This window comes from Caulobacter sp. FV2ye17ST, from assembly GCF_058680955.1.
The window spans coordinates 1853402-1872391 of the sequence record NZ_CM178727.1; the positions used below are offsets into that span (position 1 = coordinate 1853402).

The window sequence follows — 18990 nt, forward strand, 5'->3', positions numbered from 1 at the left end:
GACGGAGCGGGCTTCCATGAGCATCGCCTTCATTTTCCCCGGTCAGGGCAGCCAGTCTGTCGGGATGGGCGCCGATCTGGCCCAGGCCTTCGCGGCCGCCCGTGAGGTCTTCCAGGAGGTCGACGACGCCCTGGGGCAGAAGCTCTTCGCCCTGATGAAGGAAGGTCCCGAAAGCGACCTGACCCTCACCGAGAACGCCCAGCCCGCCCTGATGGCGGTCAGCCTGGCCGTGTCACGCGTGCTGGAAAAGGAATTCGGGATCGGCATCGACCGCGCCGCCTTCGTCGCCGGTCACAGCCTGGGCGAATATTCGGCCCTGGCCGCCGCCGGCGCCATCACCCTGGCCGACACCGCCCGCCTGCTGAAGCTGCGTGGCCAGGCCATGCAGCGCGCCGTGCCGGTGGGCGAGGGCGCCATGGCTTCGCTGATCGGTCCCAAGACCGACCTGGCCCTGGCCGAAGCCGCCGCCGCCGCCGGTTCCGAGGTCGGCGTCTGCGTCGTGGCCAACGATAACAACAACGGCAATGTCGTGATCTCGGGCGACAAGGCCGCGGTCGACAAGGCCATCGAAAAGGCCAAGGAACTGGGCGCCCGCGCCATTCCGCTGAACGTCTCCGCGCCTTTCCACTGCCCGCTGATGCAGCCGGCGGCTGACGAGATGGCCGAGGCGCTGGCCAATACCACGATCATCTCGCCGCGCGCGCCGCTGGTGGCCAACATCACCGCCGGCCCGGTCCATGATCCGGACGTCATTCGTGGGCTGCTGGTGGAGCAGGTCACCGGCCGTGTGCGCTGGCGCGAGAGCATGATCTGGCTGGCCGGCGAGGGCGGCGTCACCCGCTTCGCCGAAGCCGGCGCCGGCAAGGTGCTGTCGGGCATGGCCAAGCGCATCGCGCCGGACGCCGAGGCTACGCCGCTGAACAGCCCGGCCGACCTCGAAGCCTTCGCAAAATCGCTCTAACGACTCCGAACGGAGAACCATCATGTTCGATCTCACCGGCAAGACCGCCCTCGTCACCGGCGCCACCGGCGGCATTGGCGGGGCCATCGCCAGGGCGCTCCACGAGCAAGGCGCCCATGTCGTGCTCTCGGGTACTCGCGAATCAGCTCTGACCGAGCTGAAGGGCGAACTGGGCGATCGCGCCTCGTTCGTTGTCGCCAACCTGTCTGATTCCGATGCGGTCGATGGTCTGGTGGCCAAGGCCGAGGAAGCCGCCGGCGCACCGCTCGACATCGTCATCGCCAATGCCGGGATCACCCGCGATGGCCTGATCGTGCGGATGAAGGACGAAGACTGGGACACCGTCATCAAGGTGAACCTGGAAGGCTATTTCCGCCTGGCCCGCGCGGCCGCCAAGGGCATGATGAAGCGCCGCTCTGGCCGCATCATCGGCATCACCTCGGTGGTCGGCGTGACCGGCAATGCCGGACAGACCAACTATGCGGCCTCCAAGGCCGGAATGATCGGGTTTTCCAAGGCCTTGGCCCAGGAACTGGCCAGCCGCAACGTCACCGTCAACTGTGTGGCGCCGGGCTTCATCGCCAGCCCGATGACCGACGCCCTGACCGACGCCCAGAAGGCCGGCATCCTGTCGGGAATTCCGGCGGGCCGGCTGGGTGAAGGCAGCGATATCGCCGCCGCCTGCGTCTACCTGGCCAGCGATCAGGGCGCCTATGTCACCGGCCAGACCTTGCACGTGAACGGCGGCATGGCCATGATCTAGCCCCGCCACGTTTCTTCGCGGGGGACCCGCTGGTCACCCGAAAAGGAACGTGATAGGCGGAGGCCGACAATTCCCGTGAATGGAGTGGCCTCGGCCAAACCGTTGGCGGACAACAGATTCAAAACTGAGGGACTAACAGAATGTCCGACATTCTCGAGCGCGTGCGTAAGATCGTCATCGAGCATCTGGATGCCGATCCCGAGAAGGTCACCGAGAAGGCTTCCTTCATCGATGACCTGGGCGCCGACAGCCTCGACAACGTCGAGCTGGTGATGGCGTTCGAAGAAGAGTTCGACATCGAAATTCCGGACGACGCCGCCGAGCACATCCAGACGGTTGGCGACGCCGTGAAGTTCATCACGGAAAAGACCGGCGCCTAAGGGCTCCGGTTCGCTGTTTGCGAACAGGTCTATCACCGCCGCGCAGCACGGGCTCTTGCCATCGTGCGCGCGGCGGTTTTCGTATGTGGCCAAGATTCGCGAGTTGAGCGGCGTGGCATAGTCATCCGCGTCCCCATATTCATCGCGATCCGAAGGTTGGGAGTGATCCATGCGTAGAGTTGTTGTCACCGGACTGGGCCTGCTGACCCCCCTGGGTCATGGCGTCGATGTGTCCTGGAAGAACATCCTCGCCGGAAAATCCGGCGCGAACCGCATCTCGGCCTTCGATCCCACCGACTATGCCTGCAAGGTGGCCTGCGAGGTTCCGCGCGTCGATGGACGCGGCGGCGGCGGCCCCGATGTCGAGGGCGCCTTTAATCCCGACCTGACGATGAGCCCGCGCGACCAGAAGCGCGTAGACGACTTCATCCTGTACGGCATCGCCGCCGCTGATGAAGCCGTGAAGGACTCCGGCTGGGTTCCCGAGACCGAGGAAGACCGCTATCGCACCGGCGTGATCCTCGGATCGGGTATCGGCGGCCTGTCGACCATCGCCGACACCGCCCTTGAGCTCGAAGCCAAGGGGCCGCGCAAGGTCAGCCCGTTCTTTATCTCCTCGGCCCTGATCAATCTGATCTCGGGTCAGGTTTCGATCCGCTACGGCTTCAAGGGCCCCAACCACGCCGTGGTCACGGCCTGCGCCACCGGCGCCCACGCCATCGGCGACGCCGCGCGCCTGATCAAGTACGGCGACGCTGACGTAATGGTGGCCGGCGGCGCGGAAGCGGCGGTCTGCAAGGTCGGCATCGCCGGCTTCATCGCCTGCCGCGCCGTCTCGACCGACTTCAACGACACCCCGGAAAAGGCCTCGCGCCCCTATGACCAGGACCGCGACGGCTTCGTGATGGGCGAGGGCGCCGGCGCCCTGGTGCTGGAAGAGTACGAGCACGCCAAAGCGCGCGGCGCCAAGATCTACGCCGAGGTCGTCGGCTATGGCCTGTCGGGCGACGCCTACCACATCACCGCCCCCTCCGAGGACGGCGACGGCGGCTTCCGGGCCCTGTCGGCAGCCGTCAAGGACGCCGGCCTTCAGCCGTCGGACATCGACTATGTCAACGCCCACGGCACCTCGACCATGGCCGATGGCATCGAGGCCAAGGCCGTCGAGCGCTTCCTGGGCAATCACGCCGCCAATGTGGTGATGTCGTCGACCAAGTCGATGACCGGCCACCTTCTGGGCGCGGCCGGCGCCATCGAGGCCATCTTCTCGATCCTGGCGATCCGCGACCAGATCGCGCCGCCGACCATCAATCTCGACAATCCCAATGTGGACGTCGCGATGAACCTGGCGCCCAACAAGGCCGTGCCGATGAAGATCGACGTCGCCGTCTCCAACAGCTTTGGCTTCGGCGGCACCAACGCCTCCGTCGTGTTCCGTAAAATCTCGTGAGCCGAAAAGCCGCTCCGCCCCGCAAAGCCCGCAAACGCGAGTCGGCGTCGATTGGACGCCGGCTGATCGCGATGATCTTCGCCGCCGGCGCCACCCTGGTCGTCATCGGCATGGTCTTCGTGTTCGGGGCGATCTGGCTCTACCAGGGGCCAGGACCCGCGGCCAAGGGCGGCGACGTCACCTCGGTGGTTCTGCGCCGGGGCGCCAGCGTGCCGGAGATCGCGGCCAGCCTTGAGAGCGGCGGCGTGATTCGCTCCTCGTCGATCTTCATGACCGCCGCCCAACTCACCGGCGCGGCGCGGTCGCTTAAGGCTGGCGAATACGAGTTCAAGAGCCGGGCCTCGATGGCGCAGGTTCTCGAAGCCATCCGCAAGGGCAGGGTGGTTCGCCACTTCGTGACCATTCCCGAGGGCGTGACCTCGGACATGGCCGTCGACATCCTGATGCGCTCGCCGGTCCTGACGGGCGTTGCGCCGACCCCGCCGGAAGGCGCGGTCCTGCCCGAGACCTATCAGGTCGAGCGCGGCGAGGATCGCGCCGCCGTCCTGCAGCGGATGATGGACGACCGCGATCAGTTGCTGGACGAGCTTTGGCCGCAGCGGCAGAAGGGCCTGCCGTTCTCGACCAAGGACGAAGCCATGACCCTGGCCTCGATCGTCGAGAAAGAAACCGGCATCGCCTCGGAGCGTCCGCGCGTGGCGGCGGTGTTCGTCAATCGCCTGCGCACGGGCATGCGGCTGGGCAGCGACCCGACGATCATCTACGGCCTGACCCGGGGGCGGCCGCTGGGACGCGGCATCCTGTTGTCGGAGCTGCAGCGCCAGACGCCGTACAACACCTATCTGATCGACGGCCTGCCGCCGACGCCGATCGCCAACCCCGGCCGCGCCGCCATTGCCGCCGTGCTGGATCCGCCCAAGACTGACGAGCTCTATTTCGTCGCCGATGGCACCGGCGGCCACGTGTTTGCGCGCACCCTCGAAGAGCACAACGCCAATGTCGTCAAATGGCGGCAGGTCGAGCGGAGCCGCGCGGCCAAGAAGCCGGCCACCACGCCCTTGAGCGGGGGCTGAGGTGGCGCTGTCGGGCATGACCGGCTTCGCGCGCGTCGAAGGCGCGCACGGGGCCTGGTCCTGGGCCGTGGAGGCCCGCAGCGTCAACGGCCGCAATCTTGAGACCCGGTTTCGGGGTCCGCCCGGCTTCGACAGCCTGGACCGCGCGGCCCGCGACGGGGCCCAGAGCCGCTTCCAGCGTGGTCAGCTGACCGTGAACGTCCAGGGCAAGCGCGCCGAGGCCGTGGGCCAGACCCAGGTCAGCGTCGAGACCCTGGAGCGCTATCTGAAGGCCGGCGGGCCCTATGTGGCCACCGGCATGGTCACCAAGCCGTCCCTGGATGGCCTGCTGGCCCTGCGCGGCGTCATCGAGGTGCGCGAGGAAGACGACGACGCCGAGACCCGCGCCGCCGTCGAGGCCGCCATGGCCGTCTCGATCGCCCAGGCCTTGGACGCCCTGAAGATCGCGCGGCTGGAGGAGGGGATCGCCCTGACCCCCGTGCTCAACGGCCAGATCGACACCATCGAGCGTCTGACGACCGAGGCTGGCGTCGAGGCCGCCGGCCAGCCCGCCGTGCTGAAGGACCGCTTCGCGCGACGCATGACCGAACTGCTGGGCGAGGCCGCTCCCGAAGAGCGCATCGTCCAGGAAGCCGCCGCCATGGCCGTGAAGGCTGATGTGCGCGAGGAACTCGATCGCCTGGCCGGCCACGTGGTCGCCGCCCGCACCCTGCTGACCGGCGAAGCCGCCGCCGGCCGCCGCCTGGATTTCCTGTCCCAGGAGTTCATGCGCGAAGCCAATACCCTCTGCTCGAAATCGGCCCTCAGCAGCCTGACCGCGATCGGTCTGGAGCTGAAGGCCACCATCGAGCAGTTCCGCGAACAGGTTCAGAACGTTGAATAAGCCCCATCACAAGACTCGCGGCCTTTTGCTGATGGTCGTCGCGCCCTCGGGCGTCGGCAAGACCTCGCTGACCCGCCGCCTTGTCGCCGACCACAACGACCTGCACCTGTCGATCAGCGCCACCACCCGCGCGCCGCGCCCGGGCGAGCATGACGGCCGCGACTATCACTTCGTCAGCCACGACAAGTTCCAGGAGATGATCGCGGCGGACGCGTTCCTGGAATGGGCCGAGGTCTATGGCAATTTCTACGGCAGCCCCAAGCCGCCGATCATGGACGCGCTGGATCGCGGCGAGAGCGCGCTGTTCGACATCGACTTCCAGGGCGCGATGAAGGTGCACAAGCAGGCCGGCCCCGACAGCGTGCTGGTCTATATCCTGCCGCCGTCCCTGGCCGAGATGAGCCGTCGCCTGCACGCCCGCAGCCAGGACAGTGAAGAGGTCATCCACCGCCGGCTGTCCCGCGCCAAGGACGAGGTCGCCGCCTGGGAGCAGTTCGACTACGTCATCCTCAACGATGACTTCGACAAGGCCTATGCCGACCTCGCCCACATCTATCACGCCGAGCGCCAGAAGCGTGCGCGCAACCCGTGGATCGGGGATCTGGTGGCGGATCTGCTGGCCGAAGAGATCTAGGCCAGCGTCGCCCGCGCCAGCGCCAGAAAACCCTCGATCGGCACGTTCTCGGCGCGGATGTCGGGGCTGATGCCCGCCTTCTCGCAGAGCTCTCCGCCGCCCAGGGCTTTCAGGCTGGAGCGCAGCATCTTGCGGCGTTGGCCGAAGGCGGCGGCGGTGACGCGTTCCAGAGCGGCCAGTTCGTTGGCGGGCGGGATGACGGCGCGGGGGATCAGCCGGATGACGGCCGAATTGACCTTGGGCGGCGGGGTGAAGGCGCGGGCCGGCAGGTCCATCACCACCTTGGTCTCGCAGACCGTCTGGGAGATCACCGCGAGGCGGCCATAGGCGTCGTCATTGACGTGGGCGGCGATGCGCTCGGCGACTTCCTTCTGGAACATCAGGGTCATCGACAGCGGCAGGAACGGGCCGGTCAGCCAGTTGATCAGCAGCTGCGTGCCGACATTGTAGGGCAGGTTGGCGACCACATGGGCCGGAACGCCGCCGACGGCCTTGCTGGCGTCGACCTTGAGGGCGTCGCCCTGCACGACCTCAAGCCGCTGGTCGGCGGCTTGCGACAGCTCGGCCAGGATCGGCATGAAGCGCGTGTCCATCTCGATGGCTACCACGCGGGCGCCGGTTTCCAGCAGGGCGCGGGTCAGGCCGCCCGGACCGGGGCCGACCTCGACCACCACATCGTCAGGGCCGATCCCCGCCAGCCGCGCGATCTTGCGGGTGATGTTGAGGTCCAGCAGGAAGTGCTGACCAAAGCTCTTGCGGGCCAGAAGGTCGTGACGCTCCAGGGCGTCGCGCAGCGGCGGCATGTCGGCCAGGCTCATGGTCGTTTCGTCTCGAAAGGGTTCAGGCCGCGCGGCGGGCGGCGATCTGGGCCGCCAGCTTGATGGCGGCGATCAGGCTATCGGCTCGGGCAAGGCCGCGTCCAGCGATGTCGAAGCCGGTGCCGTGGTCGGGCGAGGTTCGGACGATCGGCAGGCCCAGGGTGACGTTCACGCCACCCCAGAAGTCGAGCATCTTGACCGGGATCAGGGCCTGGTCGTGATACATGCACAGCACCGCGTCGTAGCGGGCGCGCGCCTCGGCGTGGAACAGGGTGTCGGCGGGCGCGGGGCCCATCACCTCGACGCCCAGGTCGCGCAGCACCCGAGCGGCGGGTTCGATGATCTCGATCTCCTCCCGACCCAGCGCGCCGCCTTCGCCGGCGTGGGGGTTGAGGGCGGCCAGGGCCAGGCGCGGCCGGGCCACGCCAAAGTCGCGCCTGAGGGCCTGGTGGGTCACCATGCCGGCCGTGACGATGGCCTCGACCGACAGGGCGGCCGAGACGTCGTTCAGCGCCTTGTGGATCGTCACCAGGGTGGCGCGCAGGTTGCCGGCGGCCAGCATCATCACAGGACCGCGCACGCCCTCGTGAGCCGCGCCAGCGGTCAGTTCAGCCAGGAATTCGGTATGGCCGGGAAACTTGAAGCCGGCATCATAGAGCGGCGCCTTGGCGATCGGCGCGGTGACCAGTCCCGAGACCGCCCCTGAAAGGGCGAGGCCGGCGCCCGTCTCGATGCAGCGGATGATCTGGGCGGCGTGGGCGCTGGACGGTTGGCCGGCGATCACCGGGCTCAGCAGTGGCGTGTCGAGCACGGGCAGGGCGGTGGGAAAGACATCCAGGGCTTCGGACGGACCGGTGATGGTCTTGACCTTCACGCCCGAGCCGGCCGAGGCCAGAAGCCGAGCATCGCCCACGACCATGAAGGGCGGCCCCTCCCATCGGAGCGCCGCCCAGGCCTTGGCGATGATCTCGGCCCCGATGCCGGCGGGATCGCCGGCGCTCAGGGCCAGGGGTGTGGTCTTCACCGGGTTTCTATGGTCGCCGAGTTACGGAGGTCGCGCAGGTAGCGCTTGGAGATCAGGGCCAGCTGCTGTCCGCGCAGGCGGTTCTCGATCTGGTCGTGCGACGGCGCGCTGGCGCCGGACTGGCGCTTGCCGCAGACGGCGATCAGGTGAAGGCCGGCGTCGGTGCGGATCGGGTCCGAAACCTGGCCGATTTCCAGCGCCGTGGCGGCCGCCTGGAAGGCGGGCGCCAGGTCGGTGATTTCGGCTTCGCCAAGATCACCGGCGACCAGGCCATCCACCTTGCCGACGGCGGCCTCCAGCGTCGAACAGCTGGTGATCTGCGGCTTCAAGGTCAGAAGGGCTGCGTTGGCCGCTTCGACCTGCTGGGCGGTGGCGTCGGCGGCCAGCGGATAGGCGACCTGCTTGAGGTCGACCAGGGCGGTCTTGGCCCCCGCGCGCTTGTCGCGCAGGTAGATGATGTAGACGCCGTCCCGCACCGGGATCGGGCGCGACAGCTGGCCGGGGCGCAGATCTTCCAGGGCGGCGTCGACCTCGGGGGGCATTTCGCCGGGACCGATCCAGCCGGCGTCGCCGCCGTTGGCCGCCGTGGCCGCCGACGAGAACTGGCGGGCGACGGCGGGGAAGGGCGCGCCCTGCTGCATCTGGGCGACCAGCTGGGTCGCGCCATTGACGGCCGTTTCCATGCCGCCGACGCGGACGGCGTCGATGAACACTTCGCTGACCTGATACTGCGGCTTGCTGGCCGACTCGGCCATGCGGCGCTGGAAGGCCTTGATCTGGTCTTCACCGATCCGCAGGCGCGAGCCATAGCGACCGCTGATCCAGTTCTGCCAGCTGCTGTCGATGCGGATCTGCGAGCGGAAGGTCTCGGCGCCGACGCCCTGGGCGGCCAGCTGGGCCAGCAGCTGGGCCCCGGTCATGTTGGCGTTGTTGCCCCTGGCGATGTCGTCGATCTGCTCGTCGACTTCCTTGTCGGTCGAAATGATCGTGATCTTCTGGGCCTTCTCGACCCGACGCAGTTCCTGTAGCTGGACGTGTTCGTCGATCAGCGAGCGAAGGGCTTCCTGCTCAAGCTGGGGCAGGTTTTCCTCGGTCGGCTGCACGCCCGAGCTGACCATCAGCAGGCGCATGCGCTGCATCAGGTCGTAACTGGAAACGATGTCGTCATTGACCACCGCCGAGACGCTTTCCGACAGGCCGCGCGGTGGCGCCGCCAAGGCGGGCGGAGCGGCCACGACAGGCGCTGCGTCTTGAGCGAAGGCAGGCGCGCCAAAGCTCGCCATGGACAGGGCGATAATGGACGCGGCTCCAGCCGCGGCAAGGGTCTTCACGCTACGCGCAGGCCGCATGGGTAGTGTCGTTCCTCTAGGCGCGACGTGCCGATCACGCGCGCGAAAATCACGCGAACCGGTGGCGACGCGGGATTAATTTACTGGCTGTACCCTGTATCACCCAATGTGGCGAGGGTTAGGCGAAACACGATGGACTCGTCAGCCTGCAGCTTCAGACCGCCGGTCGAAGCCTGGCTGAAACGGTCTTCGTTCTGGTAGATGACGTCGATGCGGATGCAGTCGTCGGCATAGACAACGCCCAGGTCGCGACGACGCCAGACCCCGGCCACGAGGTCCTGCTGGCCATAGGCGGTGACGCCCCACTTCTTGGTGATGTTCAGCTGACCGCGCATTTCGAAGGTCTCCAGCGGGAAGCCGCCGGCGTCCTGCTGGTCCTTGATGTAGCGCACCGACCCGTTGGCGACCTTGTGGAAGGCGTCGACCCCGGCCTCGATGCGGCGGAACTTGTTGCTGGCCAGATCTGGTGCATAGCGCGTGCGGACGAAGGCGTTGACGCCGCGCACCGGCGTGACCGTGGCCGCCACGATCCAGTCCGACGACTTGGTCTGCAGGCCCGAACGGGCGGGCAGCAGCGGGTCGAATTCCGAGCGGAAGCTGCGGCCGACCAGGATGCTGGCGCCGCGTGTGTCGTTGTACTTGACGGTCGCGCGCGCACCCACATTCAGGCGCTGGCCGCCCTCATAGAGGTCGAAGCCGGGCGACTTGTTGGCGCGGAACAGGTTGGTCTCGTCGAACTCGAACGAGGTGCTGTCCTCGTTATAGAGATAGGTGGTCGCCCCGCTGGTTCCGACCACGATCGGCACGCGGCGGCTGTCGGAGCCGGCGGCGACCTGGGCCAGGGGCTCCAGCACCACGGTGCCGCCCTTGAGCGCCTTGAAGAACGGATAGCTGAAGTCGACGCCGGTTACGCCCAGGGCGCGCGAATAGGTCTGGCTGTCGTCTGTCCCGGGCAGGTCGGAGACGCGATAGGCGTCGCCGCGCGCCTGGGCGAAGGGCGAGACCCGCATGCCCGACTTCAGGGTCAGGGTCGAGCGCCAGTCGGCGCTGACGCTGCCGCGCTGGCTGTCGACGCCGTCCAGAGTCGCGCCATACGGCGACTCGGCGCGGGTCAGGATCACGCCCGTGCCCTGCAGGCGCAGGCGTCCGCCCAGCACCGGATCCTTCGGCTGCCAGCGCCCTTCGACCACCGGCCCGATCAGCGGGAAGACGTCGCTGTTTTCGAAACTGGCCAAGCCCGTGACCGCATCGATCCCCGAGACCCGCAGGCCCTGCACCGAGACGGCCGACAGCGACAGGTACGACAGCTTGTCCTGGCGGGTGGTGTAGATCTGCGAGCTGAGCCGGCGGTCCTCGCTCGTGAACAGACCACGCTGCTGGTACACGTCGCTGATCGTATAGTTGTCGAACAACAGCTTGTCGGACGTGCGTTCCGCGCTGAAGCCCCACTTCCACTTGTCGTTGATGTCGAACATGCCGCGGGCGAGGATGTAGCTGCGCGGCGTGGCTTCGCCGAAGCGTTCGCCACGGTTGTCGATGTCCTTTTCGTAGGTGAAGCCGCCCCGGATCTCGGCGGTGCCGGAATAGAACCGCTTGCGCCAGTGGGCGTTGAGGAACGGGTTCACACTCGAATTGATCTGGGGGCTTAAGACAATGTCCTGAGACGGCGAGATCACGTGCAAATACGGTTGCTGGTAGGACATGCCGCGCCGCTTGGAAGCGCCCAGCTTGGGGGTCAGGAAGCCCGAGCTGCGGGTCGCCTGCGGGTCCGGGTGCCAGAACACCGGCAGGTACATCAGCGGCGCGCCCCACAGGCGGATGACCGCGTTCTTGTAATAGACGAGCTGGCGATCCTTATCCTGCACCACCTTGTCGGCGGCGACCGACCAGGTCGGAGTCGGCTTTTCGGCGCAGATCTCGCACGGCGTATAAATCGCCTGGTTGAGCTCCTGGATGTTGTCGTTACGCCGGATGGCCGAGACGGCGGCGATCTTGACGTCCTTGTCCATGCGGGCCGAGAAGCCCAGGGCGAAGCCGGCCTTCAGGTCCTTGTCCAGTGTCATCTCGTCGGCGAACTGGGCGGTGCCGTCGCCATTGATCAGCGCAACCTTGCCCTTGGCCGTGATGACGCCAGCCTTAGTGTCATAGACCACTTCCTCGGCGCGCAGGGTGCGGCCCTGATAGCGCGCCTCGACGTCGCCGCGCGCGGTCAGGATCTCGGTCTTGTCGTCGCGGATCAGCAGGTCGGATTCGAGATAGTAGCCCTCATCGCCCAGGCCGTCGGACGGCGGGGCCTTGACCACGGGCACGGGCGGAACCGCGACCAGCGCCTGCTGGGCGTGGGCCGCCGTGGCGGCCAGCACCAGCGAGGCGACGCCGCCGAGCAGACGCAGGCGACCCCGCGGGGACGACGCGCCTTGACGCTGATCCTTCATGAACGACCTCGGAGACACGGACTCAACCATCCTCGGTATAGCAAAGCAGAGTGAAGCCCGCCAAAAGCGCGACGAGCGGGGGAGTCCAGGCGGCGATCGCTGGATGCAGAACCTCTGCCTTCGCGAGCGCGCTGCATAGCTCGTTGAAGAAGAAAAATCCGAAACCCAGGGCGACGCCCGATCCGGCCAGGGCCGCCAGCCCGCCCAGGCGCATCAGGCGCAGCGAGAACGCCGCCGCCAGCACCGACATGGCGGCGAACAGCAGCGGCGTGGCCAGGATCTGATGGTAGCGCAGGCGGAACGGCGTGGCCGAGAAGCCGGCCTCCTCGGTCCGCTTGATCGTGGTGGGCAGGCGCCACAGGGCCACCGCCTGGGGCGAGTTGAAGCGCTCTGAGGCGGTGCGATCGTCGAGATTGGACGGGATCGACAGGCTCTCGGAGCGAATCGCCCCGGCGCCGGGAGTCGCCTCGCGCACGCCGATCAGGCGCCAGAAGCCGGGCTCCAGCCGGGCCTCGTTGGCCTCGATACGCCGCGAGAAGTCCATCACGCCCTTGGCGTTGAGGGTGTAGACGAACAGCGACACGCCGCGCAGGCGCACCGAGCCGTCGATCTGGTCGCGGGCCCGGGCGCGGATCACGATCTGGGTCTTGTCGTCGCCCTGGCGCAGCCAGGTGCCCTTGGGCGCGGCCTTCAGATAGTTCTCCATCATCGCGTCGCGCGTGACTTCGTACTGGGCGGTCATGGCCGTGCTCAGCGGGTTGAGCAGGGTGACGGTGAGGACGCCGATCACGAAGGCGGCTGCGGCCGCCGGCAGGATGAACCGCCAGGCCGAGACGCCGGCGGCGCGCATGGCGATCAGCTCGCTGCGCCGGTTCAGGCCGACAAAGGCCCCCAGGGTGCCGAACAGGAAGATGAAGGGCGTCAGCACCAGGATGGTGGCCGGCGCCTGAAGGATCGTCAGGTACAGCAGCTCAAGAAAGCCCACATCGGCCCGGGTGCCGACATTGCGGGCGATGTCGACGAAGGCGATCAGCATCACCATCGAGCCCAGCACCGCCAGGGCGGCGCCCAGCGAGGCCATCGTCCGCTTCAGGACGTAGCGCTCGACCATGCCCACGCCGAAACTCACGCCGCACCCGCCTGGGCGGCATAGGCGGCCTTGCGACGGCTGATGGCGACGTGGCGCGAGACCTTCTGGCGGAAGATCTGGGCCATGCCCCACCACAGGGCCGCCAAAGGCACGGCATATTGCATGATGTTGAGCCAGGCGTTGTCCTCGCACGCCGCCTGGACGCCGAAGCCGACGATGCGAACGACGGCGGCGGCCGCGCCGACGGCGGCGATGCGCTTGCCATAGCCCATGCGGCTGAACTGTCCGCCGATCACGGCCGCCAGGGCCATGGCCATCAGGGCGATGTTGTAGAGCGGGCTGGCGAAGCGCGAATGGGCCTCGGCCAGCAGGCCGACCCGGTTCTTCTGCTCCCACTCCTGGGTCAGGTCCGGATAGAACAGCTCGTGCAGGTAGCGGTCGGCGATCTTGTAGTGGAGCAGTTCATCGCTCTGGAACAGCGACGACAGGTCGAAGGTGTATTCCTCGAACGAGGTGTATTGCAGCACGCCGGCGTTCGAGAACTGCTGGTTGGAGCCCTTCAGCATGATCAGCACGGGCGCGCCGTTGCGGGTGGCGATCACCGCCTCGCGCGACGAATAGGTCGAGGCGCCGCCGTCAGGGCGTTCCTGGTGAATGAACAGATTGTGGATCAGGTTGTTGCGGTCGATCGACTGGGCATAGACCGTCAGGCCGGGGCCAGGTTCGGTGAACTGCCCGGGCTGGACCAGGGTCGAGGCCACATCCGTCTTCACCGTGAAGGCGGTCTCGCGAATTTGACGGGCGCTCCACGGCTGCACCCACAGGCCCAGGAACAGCGAGAACAGGGCCGCGAACACCGCCAGCCGCATGGCCGGCGAGATGACTCGCCAGCGACTCATGCCGCCCGAGAAACAGACCACGATCTCCTGCTCGGTGTGCAGCCGGTTGAGGGCCACTAGGGCCGCCACGAACAGGGCGATCGGCAGGATGATGTTGAGCAGCTGGGGCAGGGCCAGCAGGATGATCTTGAGGAAAACCAACGCGCTCTGGCGCTGGGTGACCAGGATGTCGAACTCCGACAGGCTGCGGGCCAGCAGCGCAAGCGCCGCCAGGGCCGCCGCCGCGAACAGCGTCGGACCCAGCAATTGGCGAAAGAGGTAGCGTTCGATCAGGCGCATCAAAAAGGGGGTTCGGGCGGCGGATTCGGAAAACGGCGAACCCCAGGGAAGAGGGCTGTTCTACACGGCCGTTTCCCCCCCGCACAACCGAAGACCGCGCGCCGTGCGGCGTCGGAAGTCTTTTCTCTCGACGAGGCTTGGACTATGCCGCCTGATCAAGGCGAGACGGCCGATCAAAGGGCCGCATCCTGAGTCGCGCGTGCGGTCGGGATGGTTAAGGCGCCAAGCCAATTCAGGAGCGTGCGATGCGTATCGAGTTCGTCCCCGCCGACCTTCATGCCGGCGCCACGGCCGCCGTGGCGGTTCTGGCCCATGAAGCCGCCGCCCTTTCGCCCGAAGCCCGGGTGATCGACGAGGCCACGGGCGGCGCCCTGGCGCGCGCCATCGCCGGCGGTCGCTTCACCGGCGCCAAGGGCCAGATCCTGGATCTGGTCGCTCCGCACGGCCTGGAAGCCGCCCGCGTGGTGCTGGTCGGCGTCGACGGTGTGGGCGCGGTCGAGCCGGAGGCGATCGAAACCGCCGCCGCCGCCGCCTTCCAGGCGGTCAAGGCTTCGGGCGTCACCGAGCTGGTGCTGAAGCTGGGCGCCGACGCCGAGACCGCCGCCCGCGCCGCCTTCGGCGTCAAGCTGGCCGCCTATCGCTTCGACCGGTACCGCACCACCGAGAAGGCCGAGAAGAAGCCTTCGGTCACCGTGGTCAAGGTCGCCGCCGCCGATCCGGTCAAGGCCGCCAAGGTTTTCGAAAGCCTGAACGCCCTGGCCGAGGCCATCCTGTTCAGCCGCAACCTGGTGTCCGAGCCGGCCAATATCCTGCACCCCGAAGAGTTCGCCGCCCGCGCCAAGAGCCTGGAAAGCCTGGGTCTTGAGGTCGAGATCCTGGGCGAGGCCCAGATGGCCGAGCTCGGCATGGGCAGCCTGCTGGGCGTCGGGCAGGGCTCGGTCCGCGAGAGCCAGCTGGTGATCATGAAGTGGAACGGCGCGGCCGACAAAACCGCCCAGCCCATCGCCTTCGTCGGCAAGGGCGTCACCTTCGACACCGGCGGCATCAGCATCAAGCCGGCCGACGGCATGGAAGACATGAAGTGGGACATGGGCGGCGCGGCCGCCGTGACCGGCGTCATGCACGCCCTGGCCGGGCGCAAGGCCAAGGTCAACGCCATCGGTGTGCTGGGCCTGGTCGAGAACATGCCCGACGGCAACGCCCAGCGCCCCGGCGACGTGGTCACCTCGATGTCGGGCCAGACCATCGAGGTCATCAACACCGACGCCGAGGGCCGCCTCGTGCTGGCCGACGCCCTCTGGTACACGCAGGAACGCTTCAAGCCCAAGTTCATGATCGACCTGGCCACCCTGACCGGCGCGATCATCATCTCGCTGGGTCATGACTACGCCGGTTTGTTCAGCAACAACGACGGCTTGTCGGAGAAACTCCTCGCGGCCGGCAAGGCCGAGCGCGAGACCCTGTGGCGCATGCCGCTGCCCGCCTCTTACGAGAAGCAGATCGAAAGCCCGATCGCCGACATGAAGAACATCGGCGGCCGTCCCGCCGGTTCGATCACGGCGGGCCTGTTCCTGCAGAAGTTCGTCAACGGCGTGCCTTGGGCGCACCTGGACATCGCGGGCGTGGCCTGGCGCAAGCCGTCGACCGATCCGACCGTGCCCGACGGCGCGGTGGGCTTTGGCGTGCGGCTGCTCAACCGCCTGGTCGCCGACGCCTACGAAGGCTGATCGCGCCGATGTCCGACACGCCCTGCGAGGTCTGGTTCTACCATCTGGAGCGGAGCAGCGCCGAGCAGGTGCTGCCGGAGCTGCTGGAAAAGACCCTGGGGCGGGGCTGGAAGGCGCTGGTGCGCGGCAGCGACGCCGGCCGCCTGGAAAGCCTGGACGGTCATCTGTGGACCTGGCGCGACGACGCCTTCCTGCCGCACGGCCTGGCCAGCGAGCCGATGGCCGAGCGGCAGCCGGTGCTGCTGACCGACGGGCTGGACAACCCGAACGGCGGCGACGCGCTGTTTCTGCTGGATGGCGCCGAACCCGGCGATCTGGCCGGTTTCTCGCGTTGTGTCCTACTGTTCGATGGCCGCGACGAGTCGGCGCTGGCCCAGGCGCGCGGACGCTGGGCGGGTTTCAAGAAGGCCGGGCACCCGGTGTCGTACTGGCGTCAGGGCGCTGAACGCGGATGGGAGAAACAGGCATGAAGACGCTGATCGTTCTGGGCGGCGCGCTCGCCGCGGCCGTTCTGGTGGTGTCCTGCTCCAGCGCCCCGCCGCCGGCGCCCCTGCCGCCGCCGGAAACGCCCGTGGCTCCGCCGCCGGTCGCCATCGCGCCGCCGCAGCCCAAGGACCAGTGCGGCATGGACGAGGCCAAGGCCTATGTCGGCAGGAACCGCACCGAACTGCCCGCCGCGGTAGACCCCACGCGATGGCGGGTCGCCTGCACCACCTGTCCGGTGACCATGGACTTCCGGCCCGATCGCCTGAACATTCTGTTCGACGCCGACACCGGCACGGTGAAAGAGGTCAAGTGCGGCTAGACCGACAAGACATGGGGCGGACGGCCCTGGCCTCGCTGATCGCGGGGCTGGGTTTTGCGCTGTTTGCCTATGTCGGTGTCGAGGTTCCCCGCGCCTACAATCAAGTGACGCCGATCTGGCTGTCCAACGGCTTTGTCGTGGCCTGCCTGCTGGCGGTCGAGACCCGCCGCTGGACCTGGATGCTGGCCGCTTCCCTCGTCGGCGCGCTACTGGCCGGCGCGCACGCGGGCGACGCCCTGCTCGTCAACTTCGCGCTGGCGCCCAGCAATATCCTGCAGATCTGGCTGTGCGCCTGGGCCACGCGCCGGGTTCTGGGGCGAGAGATCGACCTGGGCAGACCCAAGCACATGATCGCCTTCGTCGGACTGGCCGGGTTCGCCGCCCCCCTGATCACCGGCGTCCTGTCGTCCCTCATCCATACATCGACCCGGGGTGGGGACGTCTGGGCCAACATGATCGTCTGGGTGCTGGGCGACATTCTGGGCATCCTGACGGTGACGCCGTGTGTCCTGGTCCTGGTCAAGGCCAGGACCTATCTGGCCGAGCAGGGGGTGACGCGGGACGGCCTGCTGGCTCTTCTGGGGCTGTTCGTCGTCACCACGGTGGTGTTCGCCCAGGGGCGCTACCCGCTGCTGTTCATGGTGCCACCGGCCATGCTGCTGGTGGCGTCGCGGCTCGAGGTGCTGGGCGGCGTGATCGGCGCGGCCATGGTCGCGACCATCGCCGTGCTTTTTACGATGGCCGGCGTCGGGCCCATACTTCTGGTCAAGGACACAGCGATCGAACAGTCGATCGTCCTGCAGGCCTTTCTGGCGGTGTCGATCTTTGTCAGCCTGCCGGTGGCCGCCTTCCAGAGGCAGAGGCGCTATATTCTGGATCAGATGGCCCAGGCCGGGGAGGCGGCGGCGCGCAGCGAGGCCCGCTATCGTCTGCTGACCGAAAACGCCCTTGATGTGATCCTGCACAGCGACCTGAACGGGCGGGTGACCTATATTTCGCCCTCTGTCCTGGCGGTTCTGGGCTACGCGCCTGAAGAACTGACCGGGGAGCGTCCGATCGAATTCGTGCATCCTGACTATGTGGACGGGGTGATCGCCATCAGCCTGCGCCTGGTCAACGGCGAGAACCAAGGCGCCGCGGACCGCATCGAATACCAGGCCTATCGCAAGGACGGCGCCGTGATCTGGCTGGAGTCGCGTCCGACACTGGCCCTTGATCCCGTGACCGGCGAGAAGGTCGGCTTCACGGACGTGGTTCGCGACATCACCGCGCGCAAGATTCTGGAGCAGGAGTTGCGCGAGGCGCGGGCCACGGCCGAAGCCGCCGCCGCCGCGAAAGGTGAGTTCCTGGCCAATATGAGCCACGAGTTGCGCACGCCCCTGACGGCGGTGATCGGTTTCGCCAATCTGGTCGATGACCAGCCCGAACTGTCCGCCGAAACCCGTCGTCATGTCGCCAGGATCGTTGACGGGGGGCGCTCCCTGCTGGCCACGATCAACGACATTCTGGACTTCTCAAAGCTCGACGCCGGTCACATGGAGATCCGGCCGCGCGCCGTGGACGTGGCCGAACTGGCGCGCGATGTTCTGGCCATCTTCGCCCTGCAGGCCTCGGCCAAGGGGCTGACCCTGACCTGCGAGGGCCTGGACGCCCTGCCGGCCAATCTCTGGCTCGATCCCGAGCGGCTGCGTCAGGTGCTGCTGAATTTGGTCGGCAACGCGGTCAAGTTCACCGAGACGGGCAGCGTGACCCTCAGCCTGGCCTATGACGCAGGAGAGCAGCGCCTTGGCGGCGCGGTCGTCGACACCGGTCGGGGCATAGCCGAGGGGGATCTGGGCCTGCTGTTCATGCGGTTCTCGCAGGTGGACGCCTCGATCCGCCGCCAGCATGGCGGCACGGGGCTGGGCCTGGCCATTTCCAAGGGTCTGGTCGAGGCCATGGGCGGCCGGATCGGCGTCGAGAGTCGGCTGGGCGAGGGCGCGAGATTCTTTTTCAACCTGCACGCGCCCGTTCAGGCCCTGGATGAGATCGAGGACGCGGCGCCGACGCCCAGCCTGCCGACGGGTTGCCGGGTGCTGGTGGTTGATGACAACGCGGCCAATCGCGAGCTGGTGCGCACGGTTCTGGAAGCCTTGGACGCCCAGGTGTCAGAGGCGGTCGACGGCGAGGAGGGCGTGATGGCCGCCCAGGCCGAGCAGTTCGACGTCATTCTGATGGACCTGCGCATGCCGCGCCTTGACGGCGCCCAGGCGGCCGAGCGCATCCGAGGCGGCGAGGGACCGAGCGCCGGCGCGCCGATCATCGCCTTCTCGGCGGACGTCGGTTCGGGATCGCCCGGGGCGGTGTTCAACGGCTCGGTGTCAAAGCCGATGACCGTCGTGTCGCTGGTCGGCGCGATTTCGGCGCTTCTGCCGGCCTGA

Annotated in this window: 17 protein-coding genes; 11 read left to right on the top strand and 6 right to left on the bottom strand. The window is 67.6% G+C overall.

Going from position 1 to position 18990, the window contains the following annotated elements; translation table 11 throughout:
• Positions 1–16 precede the first annotated feature (16 nt).
• The 7 genes from fabD to gmk all read left to right on the top strand — a co-directional run bounded on the left by fabD (position 17) and on the right by gmk (position 6144).
• The gene (gene fabD, locus ACW17V_RS09035; protein WP_492108490.1) at positions 17–961 is read left to right on the top strand and encodes an ACP S-malonyltransferase; all 945 of its coding nucleotides are present in this window, start codon (positions 17–19) and stop codon (positions 959–961) included.
• A gap of 22 nt (positions 962–983) precedes the next feature.
• The gene (gene fabG, locus ACW17V_RS09040) at positions 984–1724 is read left to right on the top strand and encodes a 3-oxoacyl-[acyl-carrier-protein] reductase (RefSeq protein ID WP_492108491.1); all 741 of its coding nucleotides are present in this window, start codon (positions 984–986) and stop codon (positions 1722–1724) included.
• Between the two features lie 140 nt (positions 1725–1864).
• Positions 1865–2104, top strand: a complete 240-nt coding sequence (locus ACW17V_RS09045; RefSeq protein ID WP_007672577.1) for an acyl carrier protein — start codon at positions 1865–1867, stop codon at positions 2102–2104.
• A 169-nt stretch (positions 2105–2273) separates the two neighbouring features.
• The gene (fabF, locus tag ACW17V_RS09050) at positions 2274–3554 is read left to right on the top strand and encodes a beta-ketoacyl-ACP synthase II (protein ID WP_492108492.1); all 1281 of its coding nucleotides are present in this window, start codon (positions 2274–2276) and stop codon (positions 3552–3554) included.
• Positions 3555–3625: 71 nt separating this feature from the next.
• Positions 3626–4627, top strand: coding sequence for an endolytic transglycosylase MltG (gene mltG / locus ACW17V_RS09055; RefSeq protein WP_492108493.1), 1002 nt, complete (start codon positions 3626–3628; stop codon positions 4625–4627).
• 1 nt (position 4628) lies between these two features.
• Entirely contained in the window at positions 4629–5510 is an 882-nt protein-coding gene (locus tag ACW17V_RS09060) for a YicC/YloC family endoribonuclease (protein ID WP_492108494.1), read from the top strand.
• A complete protein-coding gene (gmk, locus tag ACW17V_RS09065) occupies positions 5503–6144 on the top strand; it encodes a guanylate kinase (RefSeq protein WP_492108495.1) in 642 nt (213 codons plus the stop codon). The genes ACW17V_RS09060 and gmk overlap by 8 nt, the downstream gene beginning before the upstream one ends.
• Here the strand turns inward: gmk and rsmA are convergent.
• From rsmA to lptF, 6 genes are all read right to left on the bottom strand, one after another.
• On the bottom strand, positions 6141–6962 hold the full coding sequence (rsmA, locus tag ACW17V_RS09070) for a 16S rRNA (adenine(1518)-N(6)/adenine(1519)-N(6))-dimethyltransferase RsmA (RefSeq protein ID WP_492108496.1): 822 nt from the start codon (positions 6960–6962) through the stop codon (positions 6141–6143). The two genes, gmk and rsmA, sit on opposite strands and share 4 nt — an antisense overlap.
• A gap of 22 nt (positions 6963–6984) precedes the next feature.
• Positions 6985–7986, bottom strand: a complete 1002-nt coding sequence (gene pdxA, locus ACW17V_RS09075) for a 4-hydroxythreonine-4-phosphate dehydrogenase PdxA (protein ID WP_492108497.1) — start codon at positions 7984–7986, stop codon at positions 6985–6987.
• Positions 7983–9317: a peptidylprolyl isomerase gene (locus ACW17V_RS09080; RefSeq protein ID WP_492108498.1), complete on the bottom strand. Its 1335-nt coding sequence runs from the start codon at positions 9315–9317 to the stop codon at positions 7983–7985. Before ACW17V_RS09080 ends, pdxA begins: the two co-directional genes overlap by 4 nt.
• Before the next feature lie 98 nt (positions 9318–9415).
• Positions 9416–11770 carry an LPS-assembly protein LptD gene (locus tag ACW17V_RS09085; RefSeq protein WP_492108499.1) on the bottom strand — a complete coding sequence of 785 codons (2355 nt, stop codon included), beginning with the start codon at positions 11768–11770 and terminating at the stop codon, positions 9416–9418.
• Between the two features lie 22 nt (positions 11771–11792).
• Positions 11793–12881 carry an LPS export ABC transporter permease LptG gene (lptG, locus tag ACW17V_RS09090; RefSeq protein WP_492108772.1) on the bottom strand — a complete coding sequence of 363 codons (1089 nt, stop codon included), beginning with the start codon at positions 12879–12881 and terminating at the stop codon, positions 11793–11795.
• 14 nt (positions 12882–12895) lie between these two features.
• Entirely contained in the window at positions 12896–14038 is a 1143-nt protein-coding gene (gene lptF / locus ACW17V_RS09095) for an LPS export ABC transporter permease LptF (protein ID WP_492108500.1), read from the bottom strand.
• 245 nt (positions 14039–14283) lie between these two features.
• On the opposite strand from lptF, the gene ACW17V_RS09100 reads away from it, so the two are divergent.
• The 4 genes from ACW17V_RS09100 to ACW17V_RS09115 are packed head-to-tail and all read left to right on the top strand — an operon-like array spanning position 14284 to position 18990.
• Positions 14284–15765, top strand: a complete 1482-nt coding sequence (locus tag ACW17V_RS09100; protein ID WP_492108501.1) for a leucyl aminopeptidase — start codon at positions 14284–14286, stop codon at positions 15763–15765.
• Between the two features lie 8 nt (positions 15766–15773).
• On the top strand, positions 15774–16235 hold the full coding sequence (locus ACW17V_RS09105; protein ID WP_492108502.1) for a DNA polymerase III subunit chi: 462 nt from the start codon (positions 15774–15776) through the stop codon (positions 16233–16235).
• Positions 16232–16570: a peptidase inhibitor I78 gene (locus tag ACW17V_RS09110; RefSeq protein ID WP_492108503.1), complete on the top strand. Its 339-nt coding sequence runs from the start codon at positions 16232–16234 to the stop codon at positions 16568–16570. The genes ACW17V_RS09105 and ACW17V_RS09110 overlap by 4 nt, the downstream gene beginning before the upstream one ends.
• A gap of 11 nt (positions 16571–16581) precedes the next feature.
• A complete protein-coding gene (locus ACW17V_RS09115; protein ID WP_492108504.1) occupies positions 16582–18990 on the top strand; it encodes an MASE1 domain-containing protein in 2409 nt (802 codons plus the stop codon).

Excerpts from the sequence above, each read along its gene's own strand:
- fabD (WP_492108490.1), top strand. The coding sequence starts at position 17 with ATGAGCATCGCCTTCATTTTCCCCGGTCAGGGCAGCCAGTCTGTCGGG.
- fabG (WP_492108491.1), top strand. The coding sequence starts at position 984 with ATGTTCGATCTCACCGGCAAGACCGCCCTCGTCACCGGCGCCACCGGC.
- ACW17V_RS09045 (WP_007672577.1), top strand. The coding sequence starts at position 1,865 with ATGTCCGACATTCTCGAGCGCGTGCGTAAGATCGTCATCGAGCATCTG.
- fabF (WP_492108492.1), top strand. The coding sequence starts at position 2,274 with ATGCGTAGAGTTGTTGTCACCGGACTGGGCCTGCTGACCCCCCTGGGT.
- mltG (WP_492108493.1), top strand. The coding sequence starts at position 3,626 with ATGATCTTCGCCGCCGGCGCCACCCTGGTCGTCATCGGCATGGTCTTC.
- rsmA (WP_492108496.1), bottom strand. The coding sequence starts at position 6,962 with ATGAGCCTGGCCGACATGCCGCCGCTGCGCGACGCCCTGGAGCGTCAC.
- ACW17V_RS09085 (WP_492108499.1), bottom strand. The coding sequence starts at position 11,770 with ATGAAGGATCAGCGTCAAGGCGCGTCGTCCCCGCGGGGTCGCCTGCGT.
- lptG (WP_492108772.1), bottom strand. The coding sequence starts at position 12,881 with ATGGTCGAGCGCTACGTCCTGAAGCGGACGATGGCCTCGCTGGGCGCC.
- lptF (WP_492108500.1), bottom strand. The coding sequence starts at position 14,038 with ATGCGCCTGATCGAACGCTACCTCTTTCGCCAATTGCTGGGTCCGACG.
- ACW17V_RS09100 (WP_492108501.1), top strand. The coding sequence starts at position 14,284 with ATGCGTATCGAGTTCGTCCCCGCCGACCTTCATGCCGGCGCCACGGCC.
- ACW17V_RS09105 (WP_492108502.1), top strand. The coding sequence starts at position 15,774 with ATGTCCGACACGCCCTGCGAGGTCTGGTTCTACCATCTGGAGCGGAGC.
- ACW17V_RS09110 (WP_492108503.1), top strand. The coding sequence starts at position 16,232 with ATGAAGACGCTGATCGTTCTGGGCGGCGCGCTCGCCGCGGCCGTTCTG.
- ACW17V_RS09115 (WP_492108504.1), top strand. The coding sequence starts at position 16,582 with ATGGGGCGGACGGCCCTGGCCTCGCTGATCGCGGGGCTGGGTTTTGCG.